At 38.1% G+C, this 12,153-nt stretch carries 9 protein-coding genes; 1 reads left to right on the top strand and 8 read right to left on the bottom strand.

Annotated features, from left to right (window positions below; translation table 11 throughout):
• Positions 1 to 30 precede the first annotated feature (30 nt).
• The 7 genes from JFV29_RS16415 to JFV29_RS16445 all read right to left on the bottom strand — a co-directional run bounded on the left by JFV29_RS16415 (position 31) and on the right by JFV29_RS16445 (position 9,015).
• Positions 31 to 1,281 (bottom strand): lactate racemase domain-containing protein, encoded by a 1,251-nt coding sequence (locus JFV29_RS16415; RefSeq protein WP_201185265.1) that lies wholly within the window; start codon positions 1,279 to 1,281, stop codon positions 31 to 33.
• A gap of 27 nt (positions 1,282 to 1,308) precedes the next feature.
• Positions 1,309 to 2,349 carry a TRAP transporter substrate-binding protein gene (locus tag JFV29_RS16420; RefSeq protein WP_242486900.1) on the bottom strand — a complete coding sequence of 347 codons (1,041 nt, stop codon included), beginning with the start codon at positions 2,347 to 2,349 and terminating at the stop codon, positions 1,309 to 1,311.
• Between the two features lie 62 nt (positions 2,350 to 2,411).
• Complete coding sequence (locus JFV29_RS16425; RefSeq protein ID WP_201185269.1) at positions 2,412 to 3,689, bottom strand: TRAP transporter large permease subunit; 1,278 nt, start codon at positions 3,687 to 3,689, stop codon at positions 2,412 to 2,414.
• The gene (locus JFV29_RS16430; protein WP_201185271.1) at positions 3,686 to 4,261 is read right to left on the bottom strand and encodes a TRAP transporter small permease; all 576 of its coding nucleotides are present in this window, start codon (positions 4,259 to 4,261) and stop codon (positions 3,686 to 3,688) included. The genes JFV29_RS16425 and JFV29_RS16430 overlap by 4 nt, the downstream gene beginning before the upstream one ends.
• A 31-nt stretch (positions 4,262 to 4,292) precedes the next feature.
• Positions 4,293 to 5,315 carry a TRAP transporter substrate-binding protein gene (locus JFV29_RS16435; RefSeq protein ID WP_201185273.1) on the bottom strand — a complete coding sequence of 341 codons (1,023 nt, stop codon included), beginning with the start codon at positions 5,313 to 5,315 and terminating at the stop codon, positions 4,293 to 4,295.
• 1,468 nt (positions 5,316 to 6,783) lie between these two features.
• Positions 6,784 to 7,002, bottom strand: coding sequence for a hypothetical protein (locus JFV29_RS16440; RefSeq protein ID WP_201185275.1), 219 nt, complete (start codon positions 7,000 to 7,002; stop codon positions 6,784 to 6,786).
• A gap of 297 nt (positions 7,003 to 7,299) precedes the next feature.
• On the bottom strand, positions 7,300 to 9,015 hold the full coding sequence (locus JFV29_RS16445; protein WP_201185276.1) for an ABC transporter ATP-binding protein: 1,716 nt from the start codon (positions 9,013 to 9,015) through the stop codon (positions 7,300 to 7,302).
• A 221-nt stretch (positions 9,016 to 9,236) separates the two neighbouring features.
• On the opposite strand from JFV29_RS16445, the gene JFV29_RS16450 reads away from it, so the two are divergent.
• Positions 9,237 to 10,439, top strand: coding sequence for an MFS transporter (locus tag JFV29_RS16450; protein WP_201185277.1), 1,203 nt, complete (start codon positions 9,237 to 9,239; stop codon positions 10,437 to 10,439).
• Between the two features lie 259 nt (positions 10,440 to 10,698).
• On the opposite strand, the gene JFV29_RS16455 is transcribed toward JFV29_RS16450, so the two are convergent.
• Positions 10,699 to 11,961: a glycosyl hydrolase family 18 protein gene (locus JFV29_RS16455; RefSeq protein ID WP_201185278.1), complete on the bottom strand. Its 1,263-nt coding sequence runs from the start codon at positions 11,959 to 11,961 to the stop codon at positions 10,699 to 10,701.
• Positions 11,962 to 12,153 lie beyond the last annotated feature (192 nt).

Genomic DNA, 12,153 nt, shown 5'->3' on the forward strand with positions numbered 1-12,153 from the left:
TCTATTAAAAGAAATAAAGAAGGGTATCTATTAGTCTAAAACCAAGTCTTCTAATTCTGACAAGATTTCTAACTTGCTATTTCTTTCAGCCTCTTCCATCATGCTTTCAGAAATCCAAATTTCACCGATCTCAAGTGTATTTTTTATTCTTACGACTCTTACTTGATTTAAATCGAAGGCATTGCACGTTTTAATTGCAGCTTTTACAGCCAATTCCTGAGTATCTAAAAACATAGGGAGCTTTACAACATCTGTCACGGTGCTTGTGAGTGCATTGGCATACCCTTTTTCCCATTCAATTTCATTCATGACCGCTTTCGTCGTCATATCAGCCATACCGATGCCGTTTGCATTCCCATGAGTTTTCTCGGTAAGTCCAAGGACAACGGTCCGTTTAACTTCTGGACCGCCAGAAGCATAAGGAGTGGCGAAGTTGCCCGTTATGTTTGGATCCATTCCATCTCCGGAAATGTCTTTTCCTAGTTCATTTACAATAAGTACATCCATCTTATCGAAATGAATCTTTGGCATTAACGATTTCGCTTCTATCAACAGTCCCGGCTCAACCTTTTCTAAATCCTCCGCCGGTACAGCTACGATTTTCGCAGGTTTATCGTAGGCATTCTCAATAGTCGCAATGCCGAATATAATCGGAGCTTTCGATAAGGAAATTTTCGCCATCTCAGGTACATGCTCAGCCATATACTTAAAACTATATGCATGAGCTGCTTCGGCTCCTTTTTGTTTACCTAAACCAATTGTGATCATTTTCATTAGACCACTTTCAACCGGCCCACGAAATGCAGTGTGTGGTTTTATCCGATTAATGACTATAATTTTGTCCGATTCATAGGCAAATTTATCGATATATATAGGGAGCCCATTAGGCAACTCATCCAGTTTCACCACTTCCATTGAAGACCTTATTGGCGCTCCAACCACTTCTTCTGTCACACCCAGCTGATGCAACACGTCAATTTGCCCTTCCGCTGTTGCTCCGCCATGGCTCCCCATTGCAGGTACAATAAATGGATTGCCTCCTGCATTCTTAACTGCAGCTGCTGTTTCTCTTACCAATATAGGGAGATCTGCTAGCCCCCTGCTTCCTACAGCAATAGCCACATTGTCATTTTCAATTATTCTTGATAAGACCCCAGCTTCTTTTATCGCCTTTTGCACCTCACCCGCTACATCAGCGAGTTGAGGTGCATGAAATACCTGCCGCACTTTGACCATTTTCGGTAATTGAATTTCTCGTAAAAGCTCAGTGATAATATTCATTATCATTCCTCCATACTGCAGTGCTGTTTAATTACCGCGCACTTTTTCAACTTCGGTCATCATTTCTTCAACAAGATCCGGGCCGAATTTTTGGGCAAACTTGTCCGTCACTGGTTGAATAACTTCCTTCATTTTTGCCATTTCTTCCGGCTTTACTTCGTTGATTTTCATTCCTTCTTCTTCTAGATATTTAAGTGCTTTCTCATTTTCCTTTCTATTAAGTGCCCGTTGGTACTCTCCAGCCTCTTGTGCAGCCTCACTCATGATTTTTTGTTCTTCTTCCGATAAGTCATCCCAGAACTTTTTGCTGACAAGGAATACAAATGGTGTATAAACATGCTTTGTAAGGCTTAAGTAGCCTTGTACTTCATTGTATTTTTGCGTTTGAATTGTCGCGAGAGGATTCTCTTGACCATCAACAGTGCCTGTTTCTAATGCGGTGAATACTTCAGAGAAAGCCATGGGAGATGGATTAGCCCCTAACTTTGAAAATGCATCTAAGTGCACTTCATTCTGCATAGTACGTATCTTAAGGCCCTTGAAATCATCAGCTGTTACAACTGGGTGTTTGCTGTTTGTTAAGTTTCGGAAGCCGTTTTCCCAATATCCCAGACCTACTAAATCATGTTCCGGTAATTTATCCAAAAGCTTTTTACCTATAGCACCATCAAGTACTGAATAGGCTTCTTCTTCATTATTAAAGACAAATGGAAAGTCATAGATTCCAAATTCCTTTATCATCCCCACAAGTGGAGAAGTTGAAGGAACTGTTACTTCCTGTAAGCCTCCTTGAAGAGCTTCTGTCATTTTTTGATCATCTCCAAGGGTGGCATCAAAGAAGTTTTGGACTTTCATTTTCCCTCCACTTTTTTCTTCAAGCAGTTCTTTAAATTTGACCATCCCCTGCCCTTGTGGGTGCATTTTACTATTTCCGATACCTGCTTTGATTGTTCTTTCCTGGATACCGTCTGTTGTAGCGCTTTCATTTTGTGCACTTCCACAAGCACTTAAAAGTAATATTCCTGGCAAAATCACACCAGCTGCCAAACGCTTAAGCCAATTATTCATCATATTTCCTCCTAAAATGTTATAACTCTGAGCATACAAATCCAATTACTGGTTTCATTCCATTAGGATGTAAACCATCCTAGGGGGGCTAACACTAAGGATGGGAACAAGATTAACAAAATCAAAACAATTACTTCAACGAGCAAGAAAGGCCATATCCCTTTCATGATGTCTTCCATACTGATTTTACTTATCCCACACATGACATTTAAAACGGTTCCAACCGGTGGTGTAAGCAAACCAATGGCATTATTCAGGATAAACAGGACACCAAAGTATACTGGGTCAATTCCTGCTGCTTCAACTAGCGGCATCAAAACAGGTGTGAGAATTAGGATCGTCGGCGTCATATCCATCGCTGTTCCAACTACAATAACTAGCAAGTTAATCATTATTAATAGAAGGAGTGGATGATCCAAAAATGGTTCCAACAAGCCAATTACCTGACCAGGTAAATCAGCTACAGTAATCAGCCAAGATGACACGAGTGCTGCTGCGACCAGAAACATGACCACACTTGTCATTTTTCCGGCATGAACAAAGACATCGTACAAATCTGTCACTTTCATTTCACGATAGATTACTAGACCGACAAATATTGCGTACACTGCAGCCACGACTGCAGCTTCAGTCGGTGTAAATAATCCGAATTTCAATCCCCCAATGATAATGACGGGTAGGAATAGAGCCCATATCCCTTGACGAAGTGAAATAAGTATTTCTTTTATAGAGGCACGAGGTTTAATGGCTACATTATCTTTGCGTGCTATAATGGCCCAGGTAATAGTAAGTCCGACCGCAAGCAGAATCCCCGGAACGATCCCTGCCATAAATAGCTTTGTAATGGACACACCACTGGCTACACCGAAAATAATAAAACCAATACTCGGTGGGATGATTGGGGCAATAATTCCACCAGATGCTATCAACCCGCTTGAACGGTTCACATTATAGCCTGCTTTTGTCATCATTGGTATTAAGATAGCACCAAGAGCTGCTGTATCAGCAACGGCTGAACCTGATAAACTTGCAAATAATACACTCGCAATTATTGCAACATAGCCAAGTCCTCCTTTGATATGCCCAACCATAGACATTGCCATCTCAACGATACGCCGTGACAATCCACCCCGATTCATTGCCTCCCCCGCCAACATAAAGAACGGAATCGCCATGAGTGGGAAATTATCAGCACCACTGATTAAGTTTTGCGCGATGATTTGACTGTCAAAAATACCAAGAGCGTACATTAACACTACGCTACTTACGAGTAAGGCAAAAGCAATAGGCATTCCCAAAGACATTGCTCCTAGTAAAGATCCGACAAATACACCTATCATCCTTGTTTCTCCTCCTTCCCTTCTATAATTCCTTCTGTTATAAATTCATCACCATGGAGAGAGATTAGCTCTTCAGACTCACTAATACTGACTAATTCTTCGTCCTTAATCTTATTGAAAAAGATCCTATATAAATTGTTAATGATCAATAAACCCATGGAAACACTAACAAGGATACCTGTCCCATATACAAATGCTAATGGCATACCAGTAGCAGGCGCTGTACTATCAATGTTAATCAAAGTCATTTTCCAGCTACCATCCAGGACAAGGAGAAGGACAAACAATATCATCAAATCACTAATAACGAGCACCACTTTTTTCATCTTATTTGGAAGCCTTTTAATGACCATGTCAACACCCAAGTGTTCTTTGTTTTTATAAGCACCAATGGCACCGAGGAACGTCAGCCAGATAAAAAGGTACCTTGACATTTCTTCTGACCAAGTGATACCTGAATTAAAGAAATATCGAAGAACTACATTGCCAAAGACGAGAACAACCATGATCGCTAATGCAGCAGCCATAACAATGTTCAAAGTATTTTCTAATAGTCTGGATATTTTACTCATCTTTACATCTCCCCCTTCCTATGACCTTGCTTTATTCTGCTTTAATTTTTCCAACTAGCTCTTTTGCCCAATCATTTTCTGCAAAGACTTCATCATATACAGGTTGAGACGCCTCTACCATTTCTTGGGTAAATCTTTCGTCAGGCGTAGTAAATTTGATTCCATTATCCTGGAGGAATTTTTTATCATCTTCATAGCTTTGTTCCAGTAATTCAAACTCATATGCTGCTGCTTCTTTTGCTGCTGTTTCAATAATCTTTTGTTGTTCCTTAGTCAAACCGTTAAAGAATTTGCTATTAATAATGTAAATATTAGGGCTAAACATATGCTTTGATTCTAGTACATCACTTTGTACTTCATTCCATCCTGAGGATCTAAGAGTAGCAATAGGGTTTTCTTGAGCATCTACTACCTTTTGTTCAAGAGCAGTAAATACTTCAGAAATAGGCAGTGGACTAACGTTTGTTCCGAGCGATTCACCTAGTTTTATGTAGTTTGGAATGTTGGGCATTCTAAGTCGAAGACCATCAAAGTCATCCATACTTTCTATCGTACGATTGCTCGAAAACATTCTAAATCCATTTGCACTCCATGCTAGTGGTGTTACTCCATGTTTTGGATTTAGGTCAGCTGTCAATTCTTCACCGATCGGGCCATTCAGTACCGATTTTACATGTTCGAAATCTCTAAATAGGAATGGCCATTCAGGAACCCCCATTTTAGGAATGTCAGCCTGCATTATTAGACCTGGGATACCCATTTCGATTGTTCCGTTTCTGACACCATCATAAAATTCTTTTTCCGCTCCTAATGTACTGTTAGCATAAATTTGGACCTCTAATTCTCCATTGCTTTCCTTTTCAACCTGTGTTTTGAATTTTTCTTTTAATGCAATATTTTGAGGATGATCTTCAGCAAAATAATGTGCAACTTTAATGGTTTTCTTTTCAATCCCACCGCTAGTCTTTTCTCCCTCACTTCCACATCCTGAAAGAAGTAATACCCCAGCAAGAGTTACGCTTGTGGCAAATCCATAAAACTTTCTTTTTTTCATTTAAAACACCCCCTATAGTTTTTGTAAGCGTTATCATTATAGACTGATATTAAGAACTTCCCCTTACTATTTCTTGTTAGTTTCACAGAATTTTGTTTTATAATATAAAACTCCGTTTTGTTTTAACCGGATAAAGGAAGATCATTTACCAATAAATACCTTTTTTAATTATTTCTGCAATTTTTAGACCTGAGTTTTTCTTCAGTATTAAAATGTAGATTAAATGTGTTCTATAATGTAAAACTCGGTTTCAAAATTAGAACTTACGTTGATTATAAGCTTCTGTTTTTATCCTTGTCAAACCATTTTTTGATTTTTTTAACAACTTAACAAAATACAATAGATACTCTTCTTTCTAGTCTATATTTAAACATATCCTAAAGGAAATAAAAGCATAATTCTGTTGCCCTATCTGTCATTTTCGGTTCGGTGGAGGAAGTTATTTCAACTGAGCCCAAGCACAAAGATTTTTACTCACAGGGGGAATAACAACATTCTGGAAATTTCACTAAATTAATTAAACAATAAATATTTAAACCATTTGAAGAATGAATGAATAGAAGTTTCATTTTTTCTATATTAGGATATTTTTAAGATTTCTTAAGACATTGATTAGTCGACATTAAAGTCGCTCTTTCCTACTCTCTTTAACAGAAACCTTCTTGACGTTATTTTTGTTGTCCATAGCATCAATCAATTCTCTAGCAGAATCCCATGTTTCTAAAAAGATGAAGTTTTGGTATATTCAGAATGTAGGCTGGGGAACATCCAGAACACATGTTTTGACAATCGTTTAAACCTCTTTCGACCTAAGCGTCTTGGAGAGGTAATGGGTTACTATAGGGTATGTCTGGTAATTATTCTCGCATTCGGACCTCCCCCCGAGTTAATTTTGGCGGAGATTGACATTATGATAATTTTTCATAATATATAGAGCTATCGGGGATTATCGGCATCCTCCTAGCCTTATCGATTCAAAAAAGTATTCCTATACCTGTTAGTAAGTTACGATTTATCGATCCATTCTTTTATTTTTCATTATGGTGACATTCGGAGGTACTTAACTTCACCTTCCTTCGCACTATTCCAATGAATCTGACATGGACGGAGTTTTCTTGAACTTTTTATATTTTACGATAGCTCTCATGCTTAATCGCCGGATTTTTGATGAAGCCATTTTAATAGTTAATCTTGCCTTCTGAATTCAGGGTTCCGGTTACTTAACACTTAACGCATGATACTTTACGTTTTTTAAGCACTAATATCGAAAAGTCAGTTTCTCTTTTAGGTATGCAACAATGCTCAGCAACTTGATGAAGTTTCCGCTACTTTCGATATGGCCTTAATCTTAGGCCTATAAAGCAAATCAAAAAGCATCAGTAACCCCTTTTATTCAAAGAGATTACTGATGCTTTTTTTACTTGCGGGAGATTCTTCTTTAAATAAATCTTGATATTTGAGCAAGCTATCATCCTTCCAATTGTTTCTGCACATGATTCTTCCATTTTTCAATTTCGATTTGCTCTTGCATAAAAAGTGAGTCCTTAAGGGTGTATAAAGTTGTTTGGAACCTTTTTGAGATATCCTCCTGAAATTGTACTTTATCAAACTCTTTATCCATTGCCCCCCATTTTCCCTCCATTTCATTCATGAAATCTTCCATTCTTTTAATGATATCCGTAACCAATCAACGCACCCCTACATGTTTATATAGTAAAAATTTATATTTCCCTTGCAAAGAAAGCAACTAAGAAACCGTTACTTTTATACTATAATGAATGTATAACAGCCCCTCAAACCATTCTTTATTACTTATATAATAACGGATTAAGTGATAATTTTCATGAATTTTAAATAAAATAGAACTTTTTTCCCGCAACTTTGTTATCATTAATTAAAATTACTTCAATAACTGAGGAATAATTCAAATAAATTAAAAAAGCTACATATCCTCAATGAATGGACATGTAGCTTTAGATCACTATTATTTTTGAAATTGTAATTTATGCAGATTAGCAAAGATACCACCTTGCTTAAGTAAGTCTTCATGGCGGCCCTCTTCAGCAATTCCTTCTTCTGTAACAACAATAATTTTGTCGGCGTTTCGAATCGTTGCTAATCGGTGGGCGATAATGAGTGTAGTTCTATTTTCAGCAAGTTCGGTAAGTGCCTGCTGGATGATTCTTTCGGTTTCAGTATCAAGCGCAGATGTTGCCTCATCGAGAATTAATATCGGCGGATTTTTTAAGAACATCCTGGCGATTGCAATTCTTTGTTTCTGTCCTCCCGATAACTTTAAACCTCGCTCACCTATTTGAGTTTCATATCCTTCTGGTAATCCTTCAATGAAAGCCTCTAGATGGGCTTTTCTTGCTGCTTCTTGAATTTGTTCATGCGTTGCATTAAGCAATCCGTATGAGATATTCTCTTTTAATGTTCCTGTAAAAAGAAACACATCTTGCTGGACTATGCCTATTTGTGACCGTAGTGATTTTTTTGTCATCTCTCGAATATCAATTCCATCAATAGAAATTGAACCGGAAATAACATCATAGAATCTAGGGATTAACGAACAGATAGTCGTTTTTCCAGCTCCGGATGGACCTACAAAAGCAATGGTTTCACCAGCTTTGATATTCAAATCAATGCCTTTTAAAACAGTTTTTTTGTCTTCATAATTAAAAGTGACATCATTAAAAGAAATATCACCTAAAAGAGCATTAACGGCAAATGCATTCTTTTTATCCTCGACATCTGGCTCTATATCCAGAAGTTCAGTAAAACGCTTAAATCCAGCCATCCCTTTCGGATATATTTCCATCAACGCACTGATTTTATCGATTGGCTTAAATAAAACGTTCACATATAAGACAAACGCGACTAGTTCCCCATATGAGAGCTGTCCATGAAAAGTAAGCCAAGCACCCATTACTAACACTGCGAGTGTCATAAACCTTGTCATCATGTAAATGCCTGATAAGCTGAAGGACATTACCTTATATCCAAGTAACTTCGCCTTACGGAATCTGCGATTATTCGTCGAAAATCGTTCCATTTCATATGTTTCATTAGTAAAAGACTGAACGACCCTAACACCTGAGACGCTGTCTTCCACACGTGCATTAACATCTGCAACTTCTTTGTACATTTGCTTCCATGCTTTATTCATCTTTAAATTACTTATAACAATTAGCAAAACAAGGAATGGCAATATACAAACGGATATGAGCGCCAACTTCACATTGATCGTCAACATAATCCAAAAAGCTCCAATAAAGGTCATAATAGCAATGAATAAATCTTCGGGACCATGGTGTGCTAGTTCTCCGATATCAAACAAATCATTCGTGATTCGGCTCATGATATGGCCAGTTTTTGTGTTATCGAAAAATCTAAAAGACTGTTTTTGAACATGTTCAAATAGCTCTTCGCGCATATCAGTTTCGATATTAATCCCCAGTTTATGCCCCCAGTAACCTACGATAAACTGCAAGAATGTACTAATAATATAGAGAAGTAATAAGCCCGCACTCACAGAAACAATTGCCGACCAATCGTCCCCCGGCAACAGTGTATCTATAAACCATTGAACAGCTAGCGGAAAAGCAAGTTCAAGCACAGCAACAACCACTGCACTGAAGAAATCAATAATGAATAACCGCTTATGTGGCAGGTAATATGAAGCAAAACGTCGAATCATCAAATTATTCTCCTTTTAAACATATATAAAGGAGTATAATTCCATATTCATTAATATTCAAGTATTTCGGATTACGAAGCTAAAATTATGGTAAAATTATCTATATTAAACAGCCACTAACCCGGCTCATAAACCTATTAATTTTAAGGAGTGAATCCAGTGTAATTTTAAAAATCCATTCTAATACCATATAACATTATTCATTCAAAAGGATGGTAATCATGAAGAACAAATCGTTTCGCCACCTTTGGATTGGTCAGGCGTTTGCTAATCTTGGAGATATATTTTATGTAGTCGGGTTGATTTCACTTATATATGCCTTAACAGGATCGGCTCTTTATTTGAGCTTGCTTCCGTTCACAACAACGATTTTTCGGTTTATCAGCAGTTTACTTGCACCTCTCATTATTGACAGATTTACTTTAAAACGAATCCTTGTACTATCACAATTGTGGAAAACTATCTTACTCATTATACTAGGAATCAATATAACTAATTTTAATCAAGCTTTTGCTGTGGTAGCTCTAATCTTTATCGCCATGATTTCATTATTAGATGGAGTAGCTGCCCCGGTAAGTGCAGCTTTGACTCCTCAATTAGTTCCAAAAGAAGAATTGATAAGGGCAAATGGTTTTTTGAATGTAATCACCCAGACAATCTTTGTCTCAGGGTGGCCACTTGGTTCTGTTTTATTAATATCCACCAACAGTAGCTTTATTATTTGGATGACAGTTATACTTTATGCCGTTTCAACAATCTGTACCATAAAAATTGAAATCACTGAACAAACAGCAGAAACCATTCTTTCATCAAGTCGGGATTCGATTAAATCCGGATGGGTGGCGATCCGAAAAAAACCAACTATCCGTACACTCATCTCCCTTGATTTTATAACAACTTTAGCATCTAGCGTCTGGATCGCTGCTATTATATATGTATATGTCGAACAGAACTTAAAACTAGGAGAGCAATGGTGGGGGTATATTAACACAAGCTACTTTATCGGCATGATTGTTAGTGGATTGCTTGTCATCCGTTTTGCAAAGTTACTAGAAAGATATATCTGCTTTTTCATTGTTTTCGGACTATTTCTCAGTGCCCTACTGACACTGCTATTCGGTGCCAACACTAATCCAGCAATTGCTTTGCTGCTAGCATGTCTGTACGGCCTCCCAGAACAAATTCGGGATGTATTTTACACCAAGCTTATCCAAGATCAAGCATCGGAAAAAACATTAGCAAAAATATATGCGGTTTGGGGAGCTGTTATCAATCTTACCTTTGCAAGTTCCGTTCTGCTTCTAGGCTATATAACGGAAACATACGGTGTCAAAACAACTTTCCAATTCTCTTCAATTTTAATATTCATTGCCTTTCTTTATGCGATTTGGAAAAGGAAGGACTTTCAAGGGAAAGAAATATAAAATCCTCACTGCAAGCCTTCTTGTCTGTGTAACTGTACCTCCATTTGTTTCTGTATTTGAAAGGAGCTTTCATTTCGTAGCTCCTTTCCCTTTTTATGACACCCAAGGCTGTGTTGATCATGATTGGCTGTCCTGTCCTCATATTTTTCCTCGGTAGGAACTTGCTTGGACCCGTTAACAGCATGCCAACAGAACGATCCAAAATTGCACGGTTGATCGATATTCTCTTTTTAATGCTCATTACTTACACCAAAACATTCTATTTTATAATTATAATATTCTGTTCCATATACGCCCAATTCTGCGGAAATTCCAAACCAATCTGCCAATAGGTGGCACCTATCAGTTCATAGGAATCAATCACTTCATATTTTGCGCTTATCGAACGGATATCTTCAAACCAAACGACATGATCCAAGTTTTCTTTTCTATAAGAATAGGTAGGTGATGCCGCTGACGTGTCGAAAGAGATTTCCGAGCCAGTCGCAATGGCAAGATTTTGTGCATTTTGCGCTGATAATGCCTTCGTCTCATTGCTTGGTACAATCCAATCGTATCCATACATAGGAAATGCCGACTGCAATTTATACGCAGGGATATTCGTTAAAGCGTAACGAAGAACCTCGACCATCCACCAAAGTGGAGAAATTGGTTCGGGTGGGCCCGTTGGATACCCAAAATCAATTGTCATCACGGCAACAAGGTCGGCTACCTCTCCAATTCCCCGATAATCATGACCGCCTACAATTCGATTGTCAGGATTATCTGAAGTTTTTGCATGTACGTTAACATGAAGAATTAGTTCGTTCAACCCCTCTTTTAATTCTTTTAAAAAAAGCACATAATCAGACCGTCTTGCAGGAGGGATGAATTCGATGTCCATACTGACCCCCCCATAGCCTTTCTCCCTTACGATATTCAGCATACTATTAATCAAATTCCCTCTGTAAATCGAACTAGTGAGAACTTCACCCGCCAAGTCAGCATCAAAATCACCGTCTTGAAAATTCCGGATCATCAATAGTGGCGTCACCCCGGTCTGTTCGCATTTCGCGATAAGAGGGAGATCATCACCATCAACGAATGCATAGCCTTCCTTGGTAAAGGAATAAGCTACAATTGCTAAATAGGATAACTTATCACCATTCTCCTCAAGCGTTTTAAACACTACTCCACCTGAAGTTGGGAAGGCAAACCCAAGCGTGATCAATTGATTTTTATAAGGAGACGGAATCAAAATTTCCGTGTCGACCTTAAGTGAGCTTGCAACAAGCCCTGGATTTGCTTTCATGATGGCCGCTATACTTGTTCCAAAACGTCGGGCAATTTCAGAGAGCGTATCACCATTTTTTATAAGATACGTTCGATTCACCACTTTGTCATCCGGGATATACAACGCCAGACCCGGAACCAGTGCTGTTGATTCCAATCCGTTAACTTCGACTATCCTCGATGGGTCAACCTTATTCATTTTAGCAATTTCCCATAGGCTAGCACCTTTTTTCACAATAACGATCGTCATTCAAAACCCTCCCACTCCCTCGAAAAAGTGTATGTTATTCGGGCATTTATATAGAACGAATTATCAAATTTTCATCGTGTTGCATATTCTGAATATATTGACACTCAGAGTCGCCATGTTATTAATCTATACTGATTGATTTGTAAATAAAACTTACAATATTCCAGTCTCCCCGCACTTTTATACATGACG

This window comes from Peribacillus sp. TH16 (assembly GCF_016651095.1).
GTDB classification, from domain to species: Bacteria; Bacillota; Bacilli; order Bacillales; family DSM-1321; genus Peribacillus; species Peribacillus butanolivorans.